This is a genomic window from Rhodococcus sp. MALMAid1271 (assembly GCF_049195265.1).
In the GTDB taxonomy this organism is placed as follows: Bacteria; Actinomycetota; Actinomycetes; order Mycobacteriales; family Mycobacteriaceae; genus Rhodococcoides.
In genome coordinates this window covers 32,436-54,926 of the sequence record NZ_JBMIRQ010000046.1, presented here as the reverse complement: position 1 = coordinate 54,926, position 22,491 = coordinate 32,436, and the positions used below count along the sequence as shown (strand labels likewise).

The 22,491-nt window shown below is 64.6% G+C and carries 23 protein-coding genes and 1 pseudogene; 15 read left to right on the top strand and 9 right to left on the bottom strand.

The window, feature by feature from the left end; genetic code table 11:
• Window positions 1-57 precede the first annotated feature (57 nt).
• Entirely contained in the window at window positions 58-855 is a 798-nt protein-coding gene (locus ACOQFP_RS03760; protein ID WP_421583491.1) for a DUF1206 domain-containing protein, read from the bottom strand.
• Between the two features lie 431 nt (window positions 856-1,286).
• On the opposite strand from ACOQFP_RS03760, the gene ACOQFP_RS03755 reads away from it, so the two are divergent.
• From ACOQFP_RS03755 to ACOQFP_RS03735, 5 genes are all read left to right on the top strand, one after another.
• Complete coding sequence (locus ACOQFP_RS03755) at window positions 1,287-2,942, top strand: FAD-dependent oxidoreductase (RefSeq protein ID WP_421583490.1); 1,656 nt, start codon at window positions 1,287-1,289, stop codon at window positions 2,940-2,942.
• Window positions 2,939-4,372 (top strand): ATP-binding protein, encoded by a 1,434-nt coding sequence (locus tag ACOQFP_RS03750; protein ID WP_421583489.1) that lies wholly within the window; start codon window positions 2,939-2,941, stop codon window positions 4,370-4,372. Before ACOQFP_RS03755 ends, ACOQFP_RS03750 begins: the two co-directional genes overlap by 4 nt.
• On the top strand, window positions 4,369-4,713 hold the full coding sequence (locus ACOQFP_RS03745) for a UBP-type zinc finger domain-containing protein (protein ID WP_206488916.1): 345 nt from the start codon (window positions 4,369-4,371) through the stop codon (window positions 4,711-4,713). The genes ACOQFP_RS03750 and ACOQFP_RS03745 overlap by 4 nt, the downstream gene beginning before the upstream one ends.
• Window positions 4,710-5,129: a DUF1801 domain-containing protein gene (locus tag ACOQFP_RS03740; protein WP_421583488.1), complete on the top strand. Its 420-nt coding sequence runs from the start codon at window positions 4,710-4,712 to the stop codon at window positions 5,127-5,129. The genes ACOQFP_RS03745 and ACOQFP_RS03740 overlap by 4 nt, the downstream gene beginning before the upstream one ends.
• A gap of 71 nt (window positions 5,130-5,200) precedes the next feature.
• On the top strand, window positions 5,201-5,806 hold the full coding sequence (locus ACOQFP_RS03735; RefSeq protein ID WP_206488917.1) for a DJ-1/PfpI family protein: 606 nt from the start codon (window positions 5,201-5,203) through the stop codon (window positions 5,804-5,806).
• On the opposite strand, the gene ACOQFP_RS03730 is transcribed toward ACOQFP_RS03735, so the two are convergent.
• On the bottom strand, window positions 5,786-6,133 hold the full coding sequence (locus ACOQFP_RS03730; RefSeq protein WP_421583487.1) for a DoxX family protein: 348 nt from the start codon (window positions 6,131-6,133) through the stop codon (window positions 5,786-5,788). The genes ACOQFP_RS03735 and ACOQFP_RS03730 overlap by 21 nt on opposite strands.
• 79 nt (window positions 6,134-6,212) lie before the next feature.
• Here ACOQFP_RS03730 and ACOQFP_RS03725 point away from each other — a divergent pair, with 79 nt between their 5' ends.
• Window positions 6,213-6,542 (top strand): winged helix-turn-helix transcriptional regulator, encoded by a 330-nt coding sequence (locus tag ACOQFP_RS03725; protein ID WP_206488919.1) that lies wholly within the window; start codon window positions 6,213-6,215, stop codon window positions 6,540-6,542.
• A gap of 41 nt (window positions 6,543-6,583) precedes the next feature.
• Here ACOQFP_RS03725 and ACOQFP_RS03720 read toward each other — a convergent pair whose 3' ends face one another.
• Window positions 6,584-8,452 (bottom strand): BCCT family transporter, encoded by a 1,869-nt coding sequence (locus tag ACOQFP_RS03720; protein ID WP_206488920.1) that lies wholly within the window; start codon window positions 8,450-8,452, stop codon window positions 6,584-6,586.
• 205 nt (window positions 8,453-8,657) lie between these two features.
• Between ACOQFP_RS03720 and ACOQFP_RS03715 the strand changes: the two genes are divergently transcribed.
• Both ACOQFP_RS03715 and groL read left to right on the top strand, forming a co-directional pair.
• On the top strand, window positions 8,658-8,858 hold the full coding sequence (locus ACOQFP_RS03715; protein ID WP_421583486.1) for a hypothetical protein: 201 nt from the start codon (window positions 8,658-8,660) through the stop codon (window positions 8,856-8,858).
• A 142-nt stretch (window positions 8,859-9,000) separates the two neighbouring features.
• Window positions 9,001-10,626 carry a chaperonin GroEL gene (groL, locus tag ACOQFP_RS03710; RefSeq protein ID WP_206488922.1) on the top strand — a complete coding sequence of 542 codons (1,626 nt, stop codon included), beginning with the start codon at window positions 9,001-9,003 and terminating at the stop codon, window positions 10,624-10,626.
• Between the two features lie 70 nt (window positions 10,627-10,696).
• Here the strand turns inward: groL and ACOQFP_RS03705 are convergent.
• Window positions 10,697-11,049 (bottom strand): annotated as a pseudogene (locus ACOQFP_RS03705) (VOC family protein).
• Between the two features lie 131 nt (window positions 11,050-11,180).
• Here ACOQFP_RS03705 and ACOQFP_RS03700 point away from each other — a divergent pair.
• Window positions 11,181-11,951, top strand: coding sequence for an RsiV family protein (locus tag ACOQFP_RS03700; RefSeq protein WP_421583485.1), 771 nt, complete (start codon window positions 11,181-11,183; stop codon window positions 11,949-11,951).
• A gap of 30 nt (window positions 11,952-11,981) precedes the next feature.
• Window positions 11,982-12,887, top strand: coding sequence for an alpha/beta fold hydrolase (locus tag ACOQFP_RS03695; RefSeq protein ID WP_421583484.1), 906 nt, complete (start codon window positions 11,982-11,984; stop codon window positions 12,885-12,887).
• A gap of 6 nt (window positions 12,888-12,893) precedes the next feature.
• On the opposite strand, the gene ACOQFP_RS03690 is transcribed toward ACOQFP_RS03695, so the two are convergent.
• Window positions 12,894-13,217 carry a putative quinol monooxygenase gene (locus ACOQFP_RS03690; protein ID WP_206488926.1) on the bottom strand — a complete coding sequence of 108 codons (324 nt, stop codon included), beginning with the start codon at window positions 13,215-13,217 and terminating at the stop codon, window positions 12,894-12,896.
• 94 nt (window positions 13,218-13,311) lie between these two features.
• On the opposite strand from ACOQFP_RS03690, the gene ligD reads away from it, so the two are divergent.
• Entirely contained in the window at window positions 13,312-14,265 is a 954-nt protein-coding gene (gene ligD, locus ACOQFP_RS03685; protein ID WP_421583483.1) for a non-homologous end-joining DNA ligase, read from the top strand.
• Window positions 14,266-14,332: 67 nt separating this feature from the next.
• Here ligD and argG read toward each other — a convergent pair whose 3' ends face one another.
• Both argG and ACOQFP_RS03675 read right to left on the bottom strand, forming a co-directional pair.
• Window positions 14,333-15,748, bottom strand: coding sequence for an argininosuccinate synthase (gene argG / locus ACOQFP_RS03680; RefSeq protein WP_341243760.1), 1,416 nt, complete (start codon window positions 15,746-15,748; stop codon window positions 14,333-14,335).
• A gap of 31 nt (window positions 15,749-15,779) precedes the next feature.
• A complete protein-coding gene (locus ACOQFP_RS03675) occupies window positions 15,780-16,475 on the bottom strand; it encodes a FadR/GntR family transcriptional regulator (protein ID WP_421583493.1) in 696 nt (231 codons plus the stop codon).
• 123 nt (window positions 16,476-16,598) lie between these two features.
• Here ACOQFP_RS03675 and aspA point away from each other — a divergent pair, with 123 nt between their 5' ends.
• From aspA to ACOQFP_RS03660, 3 genes are read left to right on the top strand one after another with little or no spacing between them, the layout of a single operon-like run.
• Window positions 16,599-18,038, top strand: a complete 1,440-nt coding sequence (gene aspA / locus ACOQFP_RS03670) for an aspartate ammonia-lyase (protein ID WP_421583482.1) — start codon at window positions 16,599-16,601, stop codon at window positions 18,036-18,038.
• Between the two features lie 6 nt (window positions 18,039-18,044).
• Window positions 18,045-19,469, top strand: a complete 1,425-nt coding sequence (locus tag ACOQFP_RS03665; protein WP_421583481.1) for an amino acid permease — start codon at window positions 18,045-18,047, stop codon at window positions 19,467-19,469.
• Entirely contained in the window at window positions 19,462-20,346 is an 885-nt protein-coding gene (locus tag ACOQFP_RS03660) for an asparaginase (RefSeq protein WP_421583480.1), read from the top strand. The genes ACOQFP_RS03665 and ACOQFP_RS03660 overlap by 8 nt, the downstream gene beginning before the upstream one ends.
• A gap of 54 nt (window positions 20,347-20,400) precedes the next feature.
• Here the strand turns inward: ACOQFP_RS03660 and ACOQFP_RS03655 are convergent, their stop codons facing one another.
• Window positions 20,401-21,207: an MOSC domain-containing protein gene (locus ACOQFP_RS03655; protein WP_206488932.1), complete on the bottom strand. Its 807-nt coding sequence runs from the start codon at window positions 21,205-21,207 to the stop codon at window positions 20,401-20,403.
• 21 nt (window positions 21,208-21,228) lie between these two features.
• Between ACOQFP_RS03655 and ACOQFP_RS03650 the strand changes: the two genes are divergently transcribed.
• Window positions 21,229-21,801 (top strand): isochorismatase family protein, encoded by a 573-nt coding sequence (locus ACOQFP_RS03650; protein WP_421583479.1) that lies wholly within the window; start codon window positions 21,229-21,231, stop codon window positions 21,799-21,801.
• Between the two features lie 12 nt (window positions 21,802-21,813).
• On the opposite strand, the gene ACOQFP_RS03645 is transcribed toward ACOQFP_RS03650, so the two are convergent.
• Window positions 21,814-22,416, bottom strand: a complete 603-nt coding sequence (locus ACOQFP_RS03645; RefSeq protein WP_421583478.1) for a hypothetical protein — start codon at window positions 22,414-22,416, stop codon at window positions 21,814-21,816.
• Window positions 22,417-22,491: the final 75 nt, after the last annotated feature.

Genomic DNA, 22,491 nt, shown 5'->3' with positions numbered 1-22,491 from the left:
CCTTTTGCGTACCTCCAGGTACGCAAAAGGCGCACGACGGGAACTCGGGGGGGGGGCTTACATCCGGGCGCGACGAGCCAGGACGAAGGCGTACAGGCCGTAGAGCCCGATTCCCACTCCCGCGAGGATCAGCAGAATCCGACCGTAGGGCTGAGCGCCGAGGGTCTTGACCGCGGCGTCGATTCCCGAGGCTTTCGACGGGTCGGACTGCAGTACTGCAACCCCGACGAGGATTCCGGCTCCTACCAGGGCAGCGCCCTTGGCTGCGTATCCAGTCATGCCGAGTTTGACGACCGCCTCGCTCTGATGACCTTTCAGATCGTCGAGGAAGCCTTTCGATACCCCCTTGTAGATGTGGTAGCCGCCGACGCCGATGACGATCAGGCCCACCACGATCAGGACGAGCTTGCCGCCGCCGGATTCCATCAACCGCGCCGAGTAGCCGGCATTCTGCCGTCCACTGTCTTCGCCCGAGCCGGTCGCGAAGCCGCAGGTCGAGAACGCGAACGTGAGGTAGACCACGGCCAGTGCCACTGCCTTGCCCCGGTCCAAGGCGCTGCCTGCATCCGAATCGGACTTCTTGCCGACTATCGCCTCGAGGATCCGCCACAGGGCCAGCGCCACGAAAGCGACAACCGCGACCCACAGGGCAATTCTTCCGCCCGGCTGCGCGGCCAGCGCGGCGAGTGCGCCGGACTGATCAGCATTACCGGACTGACCGAACGCCAATCGGACGGCAATGTAGCCGATCAATACGTTCAGCAGTCCGCTGACGAAGTGGCCGCCCCGAGCCGCGTACTCGAAAGCACTGTTGTCTTGCACCGAGTTGGCCACAGAATTTCCCGACGTGTTCACGAACTGTCCCCGATCAGTAGATTTGAGGATCCGATTACCCGAACAGCACGGTCGGAAACGGTCTCCGGCCGCGAAACGCCGTACGAGATCCCACCGAGGCGTTAACACCGGGCGGACACTGATCGATGTAGCAAGCGGAGTGTCGGGACCAACGAATACCTTGTTCGGAGTGATCCACCGTGAAATTACAGTCGATACTGCGTCGTAGCAGCAGTGATCTACCTTTGTTGAAGACTGCCAGGATGAGCGGGCGGCCACGCTCGTGGCCCGCCGAGAAGCTCGAACGGCTACTCACCCCGCAGGAACTCGATCTGATCCGTCGCGGCCTGATCTGACCCCGACCCCAGGTTCCGGGGGCTACCGCATGCCTCCCGTTCGGGGCGCTGCGGTGGCATGCTCATGAGGTTGACGAGCATCAGTCCTGGAGGGTCATGAAACCGGTCATTCTCAGCGTCGACGACGATCCCGGAGTATCGCGATCCGTCGCCCGCGACCTGCGCCGCCGCTACGGCGAGCGCTACCGTATCGTCCGCGCCGAATCCGGTGCCGGAGCGCTGGACGCACTCAGAGAACTCGCTCTGCGCGGCACCCCGGTCGCCATTTTGTTGGCCGACTACCGCATGCCCCAGATGAGCGGCATGGAATTTCTCGAACAAGCAATGGACCTGTTCCCGACGGCCCGTCGCATTCTGCTCACCGCCTACGCCGATACCAATGCAGCGATCGACGCCATCAACGTCATCGATCTCGACTACTACCTGCTCAAGCCGTGGGATCCGCCCGAGGAAAAGCTCTACCCCGTGGTCGACGCCCAACTGGAGGCCTGGTGTGCCTACGACCACCGCGCCACCTCGGAGACCAAGATCATCGGCCATCGCTGGTCTGCGCGGTCCTCGGAGATTCGCGAGTTTCTCGCCCGAAATCAGCTGCCGTACCGGTGGTACATGTCCGACGAGTCCGAGGGTGCGCGGCTACTGGCCGCAGCAGGTGTGACCGAGGATCGACTTCCGGTGGTGATCACCACCGAAGGTGATGCGCTCGTCGAGCCTTCCGATGCCGCCCTCGGCGACCGGCTCGGCCTGACCGTCTCGCCCTCGGAGGAGTTCTACGATCTGGTCGTCATCGGCGGCGGTCCGGCAGGACTCGGAGCCGCGCTGTACGGCGCATCAGAGGGCCTGCGGACGACGCTGATCGAGCGCACCGCGACAGGCGGTCAGGCCGGGCAGAGTTCCCGCATCGAGAACTACCTGGGCTTTCCGGACGGGGTATCGGGGGCGCAGCTGGCCGAGCGGGCGAGGCGTCAAGCCCTCAAGTTCGGTGCCGAGGTCGTCACCACCCAGGATGTGGTGGGACTCGAGGTCAACGGTGCGGCGCGCACCGTGCGATTCGCGGACGGCCGAAGTATCAGCGCCCAGACGATCATCCTGTCCACCGGAGTCGCCTACCGCCGGTTGGACGCTCCCGGGATCGACGATTTCACCGGGCGGGGTGTGTTCTACGGATCTGCGATGACCGAGGCCGCGCGCTGCGCCGAGCAGGATGTCTACATCGTCGGCGGAGCCAACTCGGCCGGTCAGGCCGCGGTGTACCTCGCGCGCGGTGCCAGGTCGGTCACCATCTTGATCCGGGCCACCTCACTCGAAGCATCGATGTCGTACTACTTGATCAAGCAGATCGAGGAGAATCCGAAGATCACCGTCCGGCCGTGCACCGAGGTCGCGGGTGTGGCCGGTGACGGTCACCTCGAATCGATCACGCTGCACAACAGGGCCACCGACGCCACCACGACCGTCGATGCGCAGTATCTGTTCCTGTTCATCGGAGCGGCCCCGCGCACCGAGTGGCTCGACGGAGTGCTCGTTCGGGACGATCATGGATTCGTGGTGACCGGGCCGGATCTCGTCGTCGATGGACGCGGTCCCGCCGGGTGGACCTCTGCCCGGCTCCCACACCACCTCGAGACGAGCGTGCCGGGCGTGTTCGCGGCCGGTGACGTGCGATCCGACTCGGCCAAACGCGTCGCGTCGGCAGTAGGAGAGGGAGCCATGGCCGTGATGCTGGTGCACAGATATCTGGCGAACCCGTGAGCGCGTCGAGCTGTGAGCCGGAGGAATTGCGAACGCTGTTTCTGTTCGAGCAGCTCACCGACCCGCAGTTGGCCGAGCTGTGCCGGGAGGGACGCATCGAGACGATCGAACCGGGGCCGGTGTACTCGGAGGGTGATCCGGCGACGTGCTTCTACGTGCTGATCGACGGAGCGTTGGTGCTCTCGAAGCTATCGGGCGGGGAGGATCTGGTGGTCAACCGGACGTCCCAGCGCGGGGTGTACGCAGGCGCGTGGCAGGCGTACCTGGGTGATCGAGTGCCGCAGACGTACCAGGGTTCGATGCGGGTGACCGAGCGTTCGCGGTTCTTCGTTCTCGATGCCGAGTGCTTCGCGTCCATCGTGCGGGAGTGGTTCCCGATGGCGCTGCACCTACTGGAAGGGCTGTTCTTCGGCAATCAGAGCACCAAACAGATAGTGGAGCAGCGAGAACGCTTGTTGGCGTTGGGTTCTCTGTCGGCCGGGCTGACGCACGAGCTGAACAACCCGGCCGCAGCCGCGGTGCGGGCGACGTCGGCGTTGCGTGACCGGGTGGCGCACATGCGGCAGAAGTTGGCGATGATCGCAGGAGGCACTCTCGATCGTGGCAGCATGGCGCATCTGGTCGGCCTGCAGAACGAGGCCGTGGAGTTGGTTGCCAAGGCTCCGAAGCTGACCGCGATGGAAGCCTCGGACCGCGAGGACGAACTCGGCGAGTGGTTCGAGGACAAGGGCATCGGTGGCGGTTGGGACCTGGCTCCGACGTTCGTCTCGGCCGGTCTCGATGTGCCGTGGCTCGACAAGGTTTCCGCGACGGTCGACGATCCGAGGATGCTCGAGGGGGCGATCCGGTGGCTCAACTACACCGTTGAAACCGAATTGCTGATGAACGAGATCGCGGATTCGACCACACGGATCTCGACGCTCGTCGAGGCAGCGAAGCAGTATTCGCAGATGGATCGTGCGCCGTATCGATCGGTGGATGTGCACGAACTACTCGACAGCACCCTGATCATGTTGGGCCGCAAGATCGGTGACGATATCCGCGTGGTGAAGGAGTACGGCCCGGCGGTGCCGCCCATTCCTGCCTACGCCGCCGAACTCAATCAGGTATGGACCAATCTGATCGACAACGCCGTGCAGGCCATGGACGGTGCCGGGGTGTTGACGGTACGCACGTCCGTGGACGAAAACCGAGTCCAGATCGAAATATGCGACACCGGACCTGGTGTGCCGCAGGAGATTCGGTCGCGAATCTTCGAGCCCTTCTTCACCACCAAGGCCGTCGGCGAGGGCACGGGTCTCGGCCTGGACATCTCGTGGCGGATCGTGGTGAACAAGCATCAGGGTGATCTGCGCGTGGTGTCCGAGCCCGGCGACACGCGATTCATCGTGCGACTGCCCGTCGACCCGGCGACAGAGGAGCAATTATGACGATCGAAGGCATCGACCCACAGGTACCGCCGTCGGGTCCGGGGTGTGTGGAGTGCACGCAGTCGCAGGGGTGGTGGGTCCATCTGCGTCGGTGCGCACAGTGTGGTCACATCGGGTGTTGTGATTCCTCGCCTTCGCAGCACGCGAGCAAACACGCCGAGTCCACTCGGCATCAATTCGTGCGCAGTTACGAGCCGGGCGAGGACTGGTTCTACAACTACGCTGACGAGCAGATGTACGATGGCCCGGAATTGGCTCCACCGCAACATCGTCCACTCGACCAGACGGTTCCCGGTCCGCGCGAGCGGGTGCCGTCCAACTGGCAGGCTCTGCTCAATTGAACGAGAATCTCACGCGCCCCACCGACGAATCGGCCGAGGATTTCCTGGCCGCCGTGCAGCATCCGGTTCGGCGTGCGGACGGCCTCGCGCTCGCGGAGATGATGGGTCGGGTGACCGAGCAGCCGGCAGTGATGTGGGGGCCGACGATGGTCGGTTTCGGTTCCTACCGGTACACGACGGGCAGCGGCCGTCGAGGGGAGTACTTCGTCGTCGGGTTCTCCCCGCGTAAGTCGAGTCTGACGGTGTACGGCGCCACGTACGCCCCGGAATCGGATGCGTTGCTCGAACAGCTGGGGAAGCACAGGCGAGGAGCAGGTTGCCTGTACGTGAACAAGCTCGCGGACGTGGACACAGCGATCCTCGAGCAATTGGTGGCATACAACTATCGGTACATTCTGGGTAATCTCGCGTCATGACCTCGACCGCGGCGGTGCGCACGCAGGCTCCGACGTCATGAAGTCGAACACGAGCAGCAGAAGGCCGGAATATGAGTAGAAGCGTTGCAATTCTCCTGTTCGACGATGTCGAGGTGCTCGACGCGTGCGGTCCGTTCGAGGTGTTCTCGGTGGCCAATAGGGTGGCCGAACGAGCGGGGAGCCCGGTGCCTTTCGAGGTGACACTCGTCGGGATCGAGGACAGGGCGGTTGTTGCTCGAGGTGCCATGAGGATCGGCGTCGACACCACGATCGAGGACCCGCGGGGATACGACGTCGTCGTGGTCCCTGGCGGTGTCGTCGATGCCGTCTCGGCCGACAGTCGAGTTCTGCAGTGGTTGAAGGGCCTTCGGCCCGACGCCGAGTTGATGGCTTCGGTGTGCACCGGCGCTTTCGTTCTGGCGGCGGCGGGGTTGCTCGATGCTCGTCCGGTCACCACGCACTGGGAAGATCTGGACTTGCTGCGGGAAAGCTGGCCCGCGCTCATCGTGCACGAGGGCGTTCGGTACCTCGATCACGGCGATCTGGCGACGTCGGCAGGAATCAGCGCCGGCCTCGATCTGGCGTTGCATCTGGTCGCGCGGTGGGCGGGTGCGGATCACGCGCTCGCCACCGCGGGCCAGATGGATTACGACTGGTCAGGCGCTGAGCACCCGTAGAACCAGGACGACGACGGCGAACACGGCCAGCCCGGCCGCCGGCGCGAATTCCTTGTCCTTGGCGCGCAGGTGCGCGATGACGGCACCGATGAAGTAAGCAATGACGCCGACGGCCGCCGCGACACCGATGGGCCACACGACCAGGCCGACGAGAAGGCCGAGGGCACCCAGGATTTCGAGGTAGGCGAGCCACGGGATCTTGTCGGTGGGAACGCCGACCTGCTCGAGCATCGGAATCACCGAGGGGTTGCGCGTCAGTTTTCCGATCGCGGAGACCGTGAGCGCCACGGCGAGGAGCACCGAGGCGATGAGGGTTGCAATGAACATGAGCCCTGCTTTCATTTCTGGGGTCACTAGCAATTCAGAAGTAGCCGGGCGGACTGTAGCACCTCGGTAGGGTTGCTTCATGGCCCCCGACGAGCAGCCCCATGAGTCTCGTGCCTGCGACGGAGCTCTCGCCAAAGCCTTCGGTTGCCTCGGCAAGAGATGGAACGGACTGTTGCTGGCCACTCTGATGGACGGTCCGATGGGATTCTCGGACCTACGGCGTGCAGTGGGGAGCATCAGCGATTCGGTGCTCTCGGATCGACTGGGCGAACTCGGCACCGCCGGACTTGTCGCGCGCACCGTCGACGAGGGCCCGCCTACGTCGGTGCAGTACAGCCTGACGAAGTCGGGTCGGGCACTGTCGCCGTCCCTGCAGGCACTGACCGATTGGGCTTCGAAAAATCTCTGACCCCCGCGGCAATCGCGAGGGTCAGAGAACGAGCGGTCGAATCAGGCCGAGTGATTGTTCTGATTCTGGCCTTCGGCGGAGTCTGCGAACTCCTGGGTGTCGAATACCTCACCGCCGAGCGGATCGACGGGAGCGTTGTCACTGGAGTACTCGACGGCCCCGGTTTCGGGATGGACCTCGAGCTCCTCGGTGGACACCTCGTGCACCGCCAGCATGACCGTGCCGCCGCCGCGAGGCGTCGACAACCCATCCCGTGAGGGACTGAGACCGGAGAACGTCGAGGAGATGCCGACTCGCTTGCGCTTGGCCGGCGCGGTGGCGTCACCCGCCACGGCCTCGGGAGTGGCGACGGCCTCGTCGGTCGCGGTGACGCGGATGTACCGCGGCGTGGTGGCGACGTCGTAGCGGAACGCCTTGAGCATCGACACACACGCGAGCACGAGAACCACCGAGAACGGTACGGCCGTGGCTATCGACATCGTCTGTAGAGCGGTCAGGGAACTCGTTCCACCGACCAACAGCAGCACGGCTGCGGCAACACCTTCCAGGACTGCCCAGTAGACCCGGGTGATCCTCGGTGTCTCCAGTTCTCCGCCAGTGGAGAGGATATCGACCACCAGTGAGCCGGAGTCCGAGGACGTGACGAAGAAGAACACGATGACAGCGATGGCGATGACGCTGGTGATGGTGGCCAGCGGCAGGCCGTCGAGCATCTGGAAGAGGCTGGTGTTGTTGTTCACCGCGCCGTCGGCGTCGAGCAGATTCCCCTCGTTGCGCTGCCGCAGGATGCCGGTGTCACCGAAGATGGTGAACCACAGCGAGCCGACGATCGTCGGGGCCAAGAGCACACCGAAAACGAACTCGCGAATGGTACGGCCGCGGGAGATACGGGCGATGAACATGCCGACGAAGGGCGCCCAGCTCATCCACCAGCCCCAGTAGAAGATGGTCCAGCCGGCAGCCCAGCCGTCGTCCGCGAACGGTGAGGTGCGCAGCGCCAACTCGGGCAGGGCCTGGACGTAACCGCCCAGGTTCTGAACCCAGGACTGCATCAGGAACAGGGTCGGTCCGAGAATCAGCACGAACACTGCCAGTGCCCCGGCCATCGCCATGTTGATGTTCGAGAGCCACTTGAGGCCCTTGGACACTCCGGTCACCACCGAGAACGTGGCGATGCCGGTGATGAGGGCGATCAACAGCACGACGAACCAGTTGGTGGTCTCCACCCAGCCCAGGTACTCAAGGCCTGCCGAGATCTGTTGGACGCCGAATCCGAGCGAGGTCGCCACACCGAACAGGGTGCCGATGATCGCGACCGCGTCGATGGCATGTCCGATGCCGCCCTCGATCCGCTTGCGACCGAGCAGTGGCTCGAGCAGCCACCGCACCGTCAGCGGCCTGCCCTTGCGGTAGGTCATGTATGCCATGCCGAGACCGACGACGACGTAGATGGCCCACGCGTGCAGACCCCAGTGGAACAGCGTCAATTCCATCGCCTGGCGACCGGCTGCGTCGGTGGATCCGGGAATGCCGCCTGCTTCGGGCGGATTGACGTAGTGCGAGAGTGGCTCGGCGACGCCGTAGAACACCAGGCCGATGCCCATGCCTGCGCTGAACAGCATCGCGAACCAGGACAGGACGCCGAATTCGGGCTTCTCGTCGTCACGGCCGAGGCGGATGTTGCCGACGCGGCTCAGGCCGCAGTACAGCGCGAACAGTACGAAACCGGTGGCAGCGAGGATGTACCACCACCCGACGCCGTCGGCGATGATGCCGTTGAGGGTGTCGAAGGCGTCGGCAGCAGTCGATGCGTAGATGACCGAAAAGGCGATCATCCCGATGATCACCACCGATGCCGGGACGAAGACCGGCTTGAGCAGGCCTCCCCAAGCTTCTTTTATTGCTTTCACTTACTTGACTTCCTTAGAACTCGAGTCGCCGTAATCGGCTGACCACTAACGGTTTGCCGTTCTTCTTCTCTTGTTTTGGTCAAGTACCACTAGTCACCATAAACGACGTCGGCGCAGGTGGCGAAACTCGAGAGCGCTGGGGTGCAGTGTGTGATCAAGCCGTGACCGGAGCGATCGGAGTCGATCGAGTCGCCTGGTATGTCACATGCAGGTCAGTTGTCCCGAACTCGATGGCGCAGTCCGGGCCTCGACGCGCCGACTTCCGGCCGCCAGGCTTCGCCGGTACCACGGGTGCTCGGCAGGCTCCGAGGTTGCCGAGCGCGGACCGTCGATGCACGCCGCCGGGTGGCTGTGCCGCGGTTCGCCGTCGGCGGGCGACCTTGCACTCGCCATGGTCGAGTGCTAGAAATGCAGTTGGCACTCTCGACACGTGAGTGCCAGGTCGGGACACGGTGAGGCCGGGGAATCAACGACACCCCTGGTCGTCCGTCGCGGGCACCGAGCTCGGCCAGCAATGTGTCACCCCCAATCCGGAGGATCACTTCGCAATGGCCAAGATCATCGCGTTCGACGAAGAGGCACGCCGTGGCCTCGAGCGCGGGCTGAACGCCCTCGCCGACGCAGTAAAGGTGACGTTGGGCCCCAAGGGCCGCAACGTCGTACTCGAGAAGAAGTGGGGAGCTCCCACGATCACCAACGATGGTGTTTCCATCGCCAAGGAGATCGAGCTCGAAGATCCCTACGAGAAGATCGGTGCCGAGCTCGTCAAAGAGGTCGCCAAGAAGACCGACGACGTCGCAGGCGACGGCACCACCACCGCTACCGTTCTCGCTCAGGCGCTCGTCCGTGAAGGTCTGCGCAACGTCGCAGCCGGCGCGAACCCGCTCGGCCTCAAGCGCGGCATCGAGAAGGCTGTTGCAGCCGTCACCGAGTCGCTGCTCTCGTCCGCCAAGGAGATCGACACCAAGGAGCAGATCGCTGCTACCGCCGGTATCTCCGCAGGCGACCCGTCCATCGGCGAGCTCATCGCCGAGGCCATGGACAAGGTCGGCAAGGAAGGCGTCATCACGGTCGAGGAGTCCAACACCTTCGGCCTGCAGCTCGAGCTCACCGAGGGCATGCGCTTCGACAAGGGCTACATCTCGGCGTACTTCGCCACCGATGCAGAGCGCCAGGAAGCCGTCCTCGAAGACGCGTACATCCTGCTCGTCAGCTCCAAGATCTCCACGGTCAAGGACCTGCTGCCCCTGCTGGAGAAGGTCATCCAGTCCGGCAAGCCGCTCGTCATCATCGCCGAGGACGTCGAGGGCGAAGCTCTCTCCACCCTCGTGGTGAACAAGATCCGTGGCACCTTCAAGTCCGTGGCCGTCAAGGCTCCCGGATTCGGTGACCGTCGCAAGGCGCAGCTCGCCGACATCGCCATCCTCACGGGCGGCGAGGTCATCAGCGAAGAGGTCGGCCTCTCCCTCGAGACCGCCGGACTCGAACTGCTCGGTCAGGCACGCAAGGTCGTCATCACCAAGGACGAGACCACCATCGTCGAGGGCTCGGGCGATTCCGACGCCATCGCCGGTCGCGTCAACCAGATCCGCGCCGAGATCGAGAACTCCGATTCCGACTACGACCGCGAGAAGCTGCAGGAGCGCCTGGCCAAGCTGGCCGGTGGCGTTGCAGTCATCAAGGCCGGAGCGGCGACCGAGGTCGAGCTCAAGGAGCGCAAGCACCGCATCGAAGATGCCGTGCGCAACGCCAAGGCAGCCGTCGAAGAAGGCATCGTCGCCGGTGGCGGCGTGGCACTGCTCCAGGCAGCGCCCGCACTCGACAACCTCAAGCTCGACGGTGACGAGGCAACCGGCGTGAACATCGTTCGCGTCGCACTGTCCGCCCCGCTCAAGCAGATCGCATTCAACGCAGGCCTCGAGCCCGGCGTCGTCGCGGACAAGGTGTCCAACCTGCCCTCCGGTCACGGCCTCAACGCCGCGACCAACGAGTACGAGGATCTGCTCGCCGCAGGCATCAACGACCCGGTCAAGGTCACCCGCTCGGCCCTGCAGAACGCAGCGTCCATCGCGGCTCTGTTCCTGACCACCGAGGCCGTCGTTGCCGACAAGCCCGAGAAGGCCGGAGCGCCCGCAGGCGACCCGACCGGTGGCATGGGCGGCATGGACTTCTGAGTCCAGCCCCTACGCACGAGAAAAGCCCGGCCCCTGTCGAGGGGGTCGGGCTTTTTCGTGGTTCGAAGCGTCAGTCCCGGTGATACGCGATGTTGACCACGTTGCCGTCGGGCGCGCGCACGAAGAAGCGGCGCACACCCCACGACTCGGTCGTCAGTGGATGCACGATCTCGTAGCCGAGCTTCTGCGCTTCGACGTAGGCGCCCTCGACATCATCGGTGAGAACCGACATCACCGAATCCTCCGGTGCGCTCGCATCCCCGGCCACCAACTGAACGCTGACCGGTCGGTCGGGCGAGGTCAGCCGAGCGACCCAACCATGTCGAACTCCTCCGAACGTAGACCGAGGAACTCGGAGTAGAACGACTTGGCCGCGTCCACGTTCGGTACGCGCAGATTGGTGATGATGCTCCTCGTTCTCATCGAACTCTCCTCCGATACGTCGATGGCAGGTGGCCTGGACGTTCGACGCTAACAGCGCAGTTGGCGGCTGTCCGGTGGTTGAGTGGACGGCCGTCATGTGTTTAGTGTGGGTAATGGTTCGTTGTCGCTCGATGACCATCGCACTCGCCGTCGTCGCCGCACTCGCGGGCTGTTCCAACTCGGGGACAGCCACGACCGCGGCTCCGCCGCCAACCTCCGATACGCAGGTCACAACCGAGCGCGCCGAGCCGACGACCACTTCCGCGTCCGCGACCTCCCAGGCCGAGGAGCCATACGTTCTGGGTAGTACTCGGGTCACCGGATCAACCGAGCACGCGACCTACGATGTCGGTATTCCGCAGCTCAGTGGTGGGGATCCGGCCGTGACGGCCGAGTTCAACGAGTCGATGCGAGCTGCGTTGCAGGATCAGATCGACGGACACCAAGGACTGGACTTCGCCCTCAGCGATGGCTACTCCTCGGGTGCGTCCCACATCGGCAGGCACGTGGTCAGCGTCGAACAGATCACCGATTGGATCGCAGTGCCACCCGGTGCTCATGGTGATTCGCTGATCGCGACCGTCACGATCGATACCGACACCGCCCAGCCGATCACCCTCGGCGACGCCTTCACCGACCTCGACGCCGGCCTGTCACGGCTGTCCGAGCAAGCGGCGAAGATTCTTCCGAGTACCCGCGCGGGCGAGAGCTTCGAGCGCTCGGGCATCGAACCGACGGTGGCCAACTTCGCCAACTGGACGGCCTCCCCGGAAGGAATGAACATTCACTTCGGGGACTACCAGGTGGGCGCATACGGCATCGGACTCATCACGATCACCGTCCCGTGGAACGCCTTGTCCGACGTCCTCGCTCCGGGGATGCAGGACGTGCTGAGCAGCTGACGCGGTCACCGCAGATGCGAGCATGGACCGATGATGATTCGCGCAGGCGTGCTGGATGTGGCCTTCGATCGCCTCGGTGATCCGTCCGATCGGTCCGTGGTGCTGTTACACGGCTTTCCGTACGACCCGCGTTGCTACGACGATGTCGCACGGCTGCTGAGTGATTCCGGCTACGACGTGGTGGTGCCGTACCTGCGCGGCTTCGGGCCGACTCGATTCGTCGATGCGAAGACGATGCGGTCGGGCGAGCAAGCGGCGCTCGCGCACGATCTGAAAGAGCTGATCCTGGGGCTGAAACTCGATCGGCCTCTCGTTTCGGGCTACGACTGGGGTGGGCGCGCGGCGTGCGGCGTCGCCGCGGTGTGGCCGGAGCTGGTATCCGGTCTGGTGAGCGTGTCCGGGTATCTGGTCCAGGACATCGCTGCCGCCGTGTCGACTCCGGCACTGCCGCACCTCGAGAAGCGGTACTGGTACCAGTACTACCTGCACTCCGAGCGGGGCCGCGCCGGGCTCGCAGCCCACCGCGCAGAAATTGCTCAGACCCTGTGGACGGACTGGTCGCCCAGCTGGCGCTTCGGAGACTCCGAATTCGCAGCTACCGCACCCTCGTTCGACAACCCGGACTTCGTGGATGTGTCCGTGCACTCCTACCGACACCGGTACGGAATCGAGATGGGTGACCCTGCCTATGCCGCGACACAGACGTTGCTGGCAGAACAACCGAGGATCACGGTGCCCTCGGTCGTGATCGATCCGACCGAGGACACCGTCGCCGCGCTCTACGGTCGCCCGGACCATTCGGCCCACTTCACCGATCTGATCGATGTTCGTGAACTCGATTGCGGCCACAACCCGCCCCAGGAGTTGCCGGGTCAGTTCGCAGACGCCGTCGTGACGCTGGGCGATGCGGTCCGGGATCGAGAAGGGCCCGAGTAGAACGATCTAGTCGACGGCGAGTTCGCCGAGTTCGTTCCAGTCGGTGCCCTCGACCTCTTGGCTGATGATCTTCGGCGTCTCCTGCAGGTACGGCGGGAGATCCTTCTGAGCCTGCTTGAAATGATCCGAATTCACATGGGCGGCACCGGCATCGGGATCCTTGAACGCCTCCACCAGGACGTACTCGGTCGGGTCGTCGAGGGTACGGGACCAGAAGTACCAGAGGCATCCCTCCTCGGCCTGGCATGCTTCGGTGAACTCGCGTGAGATCTCGGGCCAGTTGTCCGCATGCTCGGGCTTGACCTTGAACTTTGCGGTGATGAAGATCAACGTTGCTCCTCGGTTGCTGGTGAACGGTCCTGTGCGGTGTACCCGAATATGCCGATAGCACGCCTCTGCCAGCGCGATCGCCTACCCTCGGCCCATGGCCAGCAGCTCACCTGCGATCGAGATTCCAGTGGGGGACCGCATGGTCCGCATCTCCAATCCCGATCGCGTGTACTTCCCCGTCAGTGGTGCCACCAAGCTGGATCTGGTGAACTACTACCTCAGCGTCGGAGACGGCATCGTGCGGGCGCTGCGGGAGCGGCCCTGCATGATGCATCGATTCCCCAAGGGCCTGGCGGGCGACAAAGTGCACCAGAAGCGGGTCCCTCATGGCGCGCCGCCGTGGCTCGAGACCGTCGAGGTGACGTTCCCGCGCTACAACCGCACCGCCGACGAACTGTGTGTCACCGAGTTGGCGCACGTGGCCTGGGCCGTGCAGATGTCCACCGTCGAGTTCCATCCGTGGAACAGTCGCCGCGCCGATGTCGAGATGCCCGACGAGTGGCGCATCGACCTCGACCCGATGCCCGACTGCCCCTTCGACCGGGTCCGACGCGTGGCCGGGGTAGTGCAGGAAGTGCTGGGGGATCTCGGCGCGGTCGGCTGGCCGAAGACCTCCGGCGGACACGGCCTGCATATCTACGTGCGCATCGAACCGGCCTACGGTTTCAAGGAATTGCGAAGGGCTGCACTGGCTTTCGCGCGAGAAGTAGAACGACGAGCCCCCGAGGACGTGACCACCACCTGGTGGCGCAAGGACCGCGACCCGTCGACCCTGTTCGTGGACTACAACCAGAATGCCCGCGACCACACCATTGCCAGCGCCTATTCGGTGCGGGGCAACCCGGAAGCGACCGTCTCGACGCCCATTTCCTGGGACGAGGTGCCGGACGTCGACCCGCGCGAGTTCACGATGTTCACGGTGCCGGCCAGATTCGCCGAGTTGGGCGACTTGCATGCGGGCATCGACGATGCGGTGTTCGCCATCGACGAGCTGCTCGAGTGGGCCGAACGGGACGAGCATGAAGGGCTCACCGAGCCCGAGGAGTAGCCGAACTCGAAGTTATGTACGGAAATCAGCGGAAATCCGTCCACAACTTCGAGTTCGGCGGCGAAAATCAGTCGGTACCGGACTCGATGGCGGCGTGATCGAGAGCGGAGGAATCCACCGAACTGCCGGGGCTGCTCGCGGCGATGGCCTCGGCTCCGCCTGCAGGCAGTTCGCCGATCAACTCGCCCCAGGCGGTGAGCTGATTCTGTGCGGCGTACTGCTCGAGTTTGCTGCGTGAATCGGCGATGTCGAGGTTGCGCATCGTCAGCTGGCCGATGCGGTCGCCGGGGAAGAAGGCCTGCCCCTGGCTGCGTTCCATCGACAGCTTCTCGGGGTGGTAACTGAAGTTGCTGCCCTGGGTGTCGACGATCGTGAAGTCCTGGCCGCGGCGCAGGCGCAGTGTGACGCTGCCGCTGACGACGTTGCCGACCCAACGCTGCAGGCCCTCGCGCAGCATCAGTGCCTGCGGGTCGAACCAGCGGCCCTCGTAGAGCAGGCGCCCGAGGCGACGGCCTTCGTTGTGGTACGACGCGACGGTGTCCTCGTTGTGGATGGCGTTGACGAGGCGTTCGTAGGTGATGTGCAGCAGCGCCATGCCGGGGGCCTCGTAGATGCCGCGGCTCTTGGCTTCGATGATGCGGTTCTCGATCTGATCGCTCATGCCGAGGCCGTGTCGACCGCCGATGGCATTTGCTTCCATCACGAGGTCGACGGCGCTGTCGAAGCTGCGACCGTTGATGCGTACCGGTCGTCCGCGCTCGAATTCGACGGTGACTTCCTCGGCCTCGATCTCCACCTCGGGGTCCCAGAAGCGGACTCCCATGATGGGACTGACGATTTCGAGGGAGGTGTCGAGGTATTCGAGCTGCTTCGCCTCGTGGGTGGCACCCCAGATGTTGGCGTCGGTCGAGTACGCCTTCTCGGCGGAGTCGCGGTAGGGGAGCGTGCGTTGGGTGAGCCACTGCGACATCTCGTGGCGTCCACCGAGTTCGGCCACGAAGGCCTCGTCCAACCACGGCTTGTAGATTCGCAGCTGCGGATTGGCGAGCAGGCCGTAGCGGTAGAACCGCTCGATGTCGTTGCCCTTGTAGGTGGAACCGTCGCCCCAGATGAAAACCCCGTCCTCGGCCATCGCCCGCACCAGCATCGTGCCGGTCACCGCACGGCCGAGTGGGGTGGTGTTGAAGTACGTCTGCAGCGACGAGCGAATGTGGAACGCGCCGCAGGTGAGTGCGGCAAGGCCCTCCTCGACGAGCGGCTCACGGCAGTCGATGAGCCGCGCCTGCTCGGCCCCGTAGGCCCGACCGCGCTCGGGTACATCGGACAGATCCGGTTCGTCGTACTGGCCGATGTCTGCGGTGTAGGCGTACGGGATCGCGCCGTGCTCACGCATCCACGCCACGGCCACCGACGTGTCGAGACCGCCGGAGAATGCAATGCCGATTCGTTCACCGACAGGGAGGGAGTTCAGTACCTTCGTCACAGCTGGGATCCTATCGGGCGGCTCGGCTGCGTCACCCGCGCAGTGACTCCACCGCTCCGCGGACGGCGCTGAGGTGTTCGGTCATGGCCTGAGCAGCCGTGGCGTAATTGCCGGACCGGATGCCTTCGACGATGGCGTCGTGTTCGACATTGGATTGCTGCTGGCGATGTGCGACGAGGTTGAGGGTTTCGGACTGCCGGGTCAGCGCTCCGCGGATATCGACGATGATCGCCTCGAACACGCGATTCTTGCTGGCCCTGGCTATGGCGGTGTGGAACTGGCCGTCGAGCGTGACCCAGGTTTGCTGGTCGTCCTCCCCGCGCATTTCCTCGGCCAGCCCGAGCAGGACCTGTAGATCCTCCTCGGTGTGTCTTTCGGCCGCCCATCCGGCAGCGGGAACCTCGACGTGTGGCCTGGCCTCCATCAACTCCCTGGCTGCGTAGTTGCCGATGTCGAGATCGCCGGAGACCCGATCGGCGATGACGAAAGTTCCTCGCCCGGTTTTGGTTTCGGTCAGCCCCAGTGCTGTGCACGATCTGAGGGCTTCGCGGATGACCGATCGGCTGACGCCGTGCCGCGTGGCCAGTGCGGCCTCGGCGGGAAGCTTCTCGCCGACGGCGATGCGGCCCGAGACGATCGCGTCGCGCAGGTCGGCGAACACGGCTTCTGCGGCGCTCACCCTCGTGGTGATCGGCGCGCTGACTGCCCAGCTGTCCGACAGGCTCATGCCTGGATCGTCCCCTTCGATGTGGTGTGGGTCAAGCCAGGTGTTGACGTGACGGGTGTCGTGCTTCACACTATAACCTGTCAGACAGCCGGACAGCTGGACACCCTCACTTAGGAGAGCACCGTGGCCGATACCCGCATCGAGAAGGATCTTCTCGGGGAACGTGAAATCCCGACGAGCGTGTATTGGGGAATCCACACTCTGCGAGCCCTCGAGAACTTCCCCATCACGGGCCGTCCGATCTCCACCAACGCGCACCTCGTCCGCGGACTCGCGGCGGTGAAGTGGGCGGCCGCATCCGCCAACCAGGATCTCGGGATTCTCGACGCCACGCGCGGGGAGGCTATTCGCGCGGCGTGTCAGGAGATTCTCGACGGGCAGTGGCACGATCAGTTCGTCGTCGATGTCATCCAGGGCGGCGCGGGCACGTCGACCAACATGAACGCCAACGAGGTGATCGCGAACCGCGCCTTGGAGATTCTCGGGCACGCACACGGCGACTACAGCATGCTGCACCCCAACGAGCACGTGAATGCGTCGCAGTCCACCAACGACGTGTACCCGACCTCGGTGAACATCGCGACAGTCTTTGCCGTGCACGAGCTCATCGCCTCGATGAAGGTGCTGCGAGACTCCTTCGCCCGCAAAGCAACCGAGTTCGCAACGGTGGTCAAGATGGGGCGCACGCAGCTGCAGGACGCGGTACCGATGACCCTCGGTCAGGAGTTCGGTACCTACGCGGTCATGATCGACGAGGACTGCTCGCGGCTCGAAGAGGCAGCGCTGCTGGTTCACGAGATCAACCTGGGTGCCACCGCCATCGGTACCGGCCTAAACGCCCCCGCCGGCTACACGGAATCGGCCGTCGCCCACCTGCGCACCATCACCGGGCTGCCACTGGTCACCGCAACGGATCTCATCGAGGCCACCCAGGACGTCGGCCAGTTCGTGCACCTGTCCGGTGTGCTCAAGCGCGTCGCGGTGAAGCTGTCGAAGATCTGCAACGATCTGCGACTGCTCTCCTCCGGGCCGCGTGCCGGCTTCAACGAGATCAATCTGCCTCCGATGCAGGCAGGTTCGTCGATCATGCCCGGCAAGGTCAACCCCGTCATTCCCGAGGTGCTCAACCAGGTCGCCTACGAGGTGATCGGTCACGATGTGACGATCACGATGGCCGCCGAAGCAGGTCAGTTGCAGCTCAACGCTTTCGAGCCGATCATCGTCAAGTCCCTGTCCGACGGCATGGCGCATCTGAGTGCAGCCTGCCGCACCGTCGCGCATCGGTGCGTGGACGGCATCACCGCCAATGCCGATCTGCTACGTGAGCGGGTGGAGAACTCCATCGGCCTGGTGACCGCGCTGAGCCCGTATCTCGGATACGTCGAATCCACTGCGATTGCACAGGAAGCACTCGTCAGCGGTCGCAATGTCGTCGATCTCGTGCTCGAGCGGGGTCTGCTGGCCCGCGAGGAACTGGATCGACTACTCAGTCCCGAGCATCTGGCGAACCTGCGGGTGGCTCCCGTCGAGCACGCAGACGCTCCCGAAACGTCCACGAGGTAGCGGCAGATGAGCATCGACAATCGTGAGGCCTTCAGTGAAGAAGACCTCGGCTATCGAAAAGAACTGGCACCGCGTCAGATTCAGATGATCGCCATCGGTGGCGCGATCGGCACCGGACTGTTTCTCGGCGCAGGCGGCCGGCTGCGCGACGCCGGACCTGCGCTGGTGCTGGTGTACGCGCTGTGTGGCTTCTTCGCGTTCCTCATCCTGCGCGCACTCGGCGAGCTGGTGATGCATCGACCCACATCGGGTTCGTTCGTCTCCTACTCCCGTGAATTCTTCGGGGAGAAGGTCGCTTTCGCCGCAGGCTGGCTCTACTGGATGAACTGGGCGATGACGGCCGTCGTCGATGTCACGGCGGTGGCGTTGTACATGAACTTCTTCAAGAAGTACTGGGCACCGATCGGACAGGTGGACCAGTGGGTGTTCGCACTGGCTGGCCTGGTGCTGGTACTCGGGTTGAACTTGGTGTCGGTCAAGGTCTTCGGAGAACTGGAATTCTGGTTCGCGCTGATCAAAGTCGTCGCCCTGGTGACATTCCTGGCGGTCGGGGTGTACTACGTGATCTTCGGGACGCCCATCGACGGGCAAGCCCCGGGTCTGAGTGTGCTGACCGACAACGGTGGACTCATCCCCAGCGGACTGCTTCCTGCGATCGTGGTGATCCAGGGCGTCGTATTCGCCTATGCCTCGATCGAATTGGTCGGAACCGCCGCGGGTGAGACGGCGAATCCGGAGAAGGTCATTCCGAAGGCGATCAACACGGTCATCGTGCGCATCGTGGTGTTCTACGTCGGATCGGTGCTGCTGCTGTCGCTGCTGTTGCCGTACACCAGCTATCAGGCGGGGGAGAGTCCGTTCGTCACCTTCTTCGGGGCGATCGACGTCGAAGGGGCCGACGCGATCATGAATCTCGTCGTGCTCACCGCCGCGCTGTCCTCGCTCAACGCCGGGCTGTACTCCACCGGACGGATCCTGCATTCGATGGCCGTGGCAGGTTCGGCACCGAAATTCGCAGCCAGGATGAACAAGTCGGGTGTGCCGTACGGCGGAATCGCCCTGACCTCGGTGGTCACCCTGCTCGGTGTCGTGCTCAACGCGATCGTTCCTGCGCAGGCATTCGAGATCGTGCTCAACATGGCGGCACTGGGCATCATCAGTGCGTGGGCCGTGATCGTGGCGTGTCAGCTGAAGTTCTGGTCGCTCTCACGTACCGGGGCGGTGACGAGACCGAGGTTTCGCATGTTCGGTGCCCCGTACACCGGAATCGCAACGCTAGGCTTTCTGCTGTGTGTACTGGTTCTGATGGCCTTCGACAAGCCTGTGGGAACCTGGACCGTAGCGTCGGTCCTGGTCATCGCGCCGATGTTGGTCGGCGGATGGTACCTGTGCCGCAAGAGAATTCGAGAGGTGGCAGCCGCCAGTGAGTAAGCACGTTTCGTTGTTGACCACCGGCGGGACGATCGCCAGTAGTCGCGACGAGCACGGGGTTTCTCGTCCGGTTGCCGGTTTCGGTGCCGATATCGACGGGGTACGAGTGCGCGAGGTGATGTCCAAGGACAGCTCTGCGATGGACTTCGCCGATCTCGACATCATCGGTGCGGCGGTGTCGGGTGCGCTGGCCGAGGACGGTTGCGCCGGGGTGGTGGTGCTGCACGGTACCGACACGATGGAGGAGTCGGCGCTGTACGTGGATCTGTTCCACGACGACGAGCGTCCGGTGGTGTTCACCGGTGCGCAGCGCACCGCCGATCACCCCGACCCGGACGGCCCGAGCAATATTGCTGCGGCCGTGGCGGCAGCACGGTCCGAACGCGGTGTGCTGATCGCCTTCGGTGGGCGGCTGCTGCCGGCTCGCGGGGTCATCAAGAAACACACCACCGAACTCGATGCGTTTCGCTCGGCGGCGCTGCCTCGGCCGAACGTGTTGCGCCGCACCCCCGTTGCCGGAACTCGGGTCGACATCGTTGCTCTGTATCCGGGGGCGGACGGAGTGCAGATCGAGGCCTGCCGCGCGGCCGGGGCGTCGGGCATCGTGCTCGAGGCATTGGGCTCGGGAAACGCCAACGCCCGCGTCGTGCGCGCGGTGAAGGATGCGGTGGACGCCGGGGTGCACGTGGTGGTCACCACGCGGGTGCCGTTCGGTGAGACATCGCCGACGTACGGCGGTGGCGGCGGCGGGCACGACCTCCTCGATGCGGGTGCGGTGTTCTCTCGGGAACTGCGGGCGGGGCAGGCGCGCATTCAATTGGCGGCGCTGGTAGCAGCGGAAGCCAGTGCGATGGTTGTCCACGATTTCTTCTCGTAGGCGGGAAAGCGAATCCGGGAGCGAATAGTGGACAGTCAGGTCGCTTCACCCGAGCTACAGCTCCGACTCGCCCCAGCTTCCGACGCGTAGTTCGTCGCCCACCGTCACCGTGCCCTCCTGCATCACCGAGAACTTCGCTCCGAAGGCGACGCCCTTCTGCCTGGCGCGGCGATAGGTTGCCAGGGTCCGCAGGGGCTCGGGTCCGGTACGCAACCCGGTGCTCTGCTCCACGGTGGTGACGGCGCACCGAATGGCGAGCTTGGTGTACGCGAGATCGACCGATCCGACGCCGACGTCCCTGACCTCGTCTTCCCGGTGGGGTTCCTCCCATCCATCGATCACGATATTGGGGCGAAATCGGTTCATCGGCAATGCGACGTCGAGCCTGGAGTTGAGGCCGGCCAGCGTGGCGGTGGAGACGATGTGCACTGCCGAGCTGTCTGCGAACTGCGCTGAGCCGGGCGATATTCCGTCGGTGACGCGGCCCAGATCGCGGGGTGCGGCCACCAGTCTTGCGGGTTCTTCGATCACCTCGGCCAGCCACGCAGCGATCTCGTCTCCCTGATCGATCCCGCGCATCGGCGCGCCGAACAGGGTGACCTGCTGGGCAGCGGAGTCGCGGTCGACGGCCACGGTGACCGAACCGGCCGACGGGTGTTGCAGCGTCAACACCTCGTCGGTCACCGAGCAGCGGACGAGGGCGAGCACGGGGTCGCTGCGTTGGCTGCGAAACGTGCCGTCGGCGTCGACGATCATGAACGCCCGATCGTGCTCGAGGCCGGTGGCACCGACCCGAGCCGACTCGAGGGCGGCACCCGCGCATCCCTTGACGGGGTAGGTCACCAGCGACGAAACATGCACGCGTCGAGGATACTGGGATTCATGACTCGTGCCCTGTTGGTAGTGGATGTGCAGAACGACTTCACCGAGGGAGGCGCTCTCGCGGTGACCGGCGGCGCGGAGGTCGCGCGCAGGATCAGTGCGTACCTGGCGCGCCACGGCGACGAGTACGACCTGGTGGTGTCCTCGCGCGATTGGCACGACGCGGTGGGCGACAACGGCGGCCACTTCGCCACCGACGCCGCCCCCGATTTCGTCGATACCTGGCCGGTGCACTGCGTCGCGGGCACGGTCGGAGCCGAGTATCACCCGGACTACGCCACCGGCTCGGTGGACGTCCACGTCTACAAGGGGCAGGGCAAGCCGTCGTACTCGGCGTTCGAGGGTGTCACCGAGGACGGGACGCCCCTGGCCGACGTACTGGCTGCCAACGAGGTCACCGCCGTCGACGTGGTCGGACTGGCCACCGACTACTGCGTGCTGGCATCGGCGAAGGACGCAGTCAGCGGGAGCTTCGAGGTTCGGGTGCTGACCGATCTCGTCGCCGGAGTTGCCCCCGAGACCTCCGCGGCAGCCCTCGACGATCTGCGCGCAGCCGGTGCGGCCGTGATCTGACTGTCGAGCGATCTAACTGTCGATCGTCGTGGTGATGGTGGTGACCGACGGCGCGGCGGGGGTGCTGCCGAAGCCGAATCTCACCGGGGGAGACACCGGAGTCAGGGCTCCGAGATCTGCACCCTGCCACGATGCCTGCACATCGGTGACGCGATGTTGTGCTCGCGCGCCGTAGTACTCGCGTCGGCCGCCGCCTGCGCTGCCGCGGGTACGCACGCCCCGCAGCAGCACTCGGGCGATGGGGTCGCTGATTGCGCAGAACCACGGTGCCGTGGACACCGCGCCGGGGAGCAGCTGCAATGCCCGGCCGAGGAGAGTGGGGCCGGCGACTCGGATCCGTACCGACAGGTCGCCCGCTGTCACCGATCGCCAACCGTCCTGCTGAGCGGCAAATGTCACCGGGCCTAGTTCGGTGGCGTCGAACGTGTATGTGGCCGTGACGAATTCCCGAACGTCCTCGTCGGGTGCGATGAGGAGTCGGTGACCGTCCGCGAACTCGATCATGACGTCGGTGAACTCGCCGAGAGGCGAGCTCGTCCAATGGCCGACGACGATGCGTACACCGGCGTGGGTACCTACCCCGTATATCTCACCGTGAAACCGTGATCTGGTCATCGTGCACCTTCACCTCTTCGGCACTGTGCGTCTTCGGCACTGTGCGCTCGCAAACTATGCGGTGCATAGTGGAGT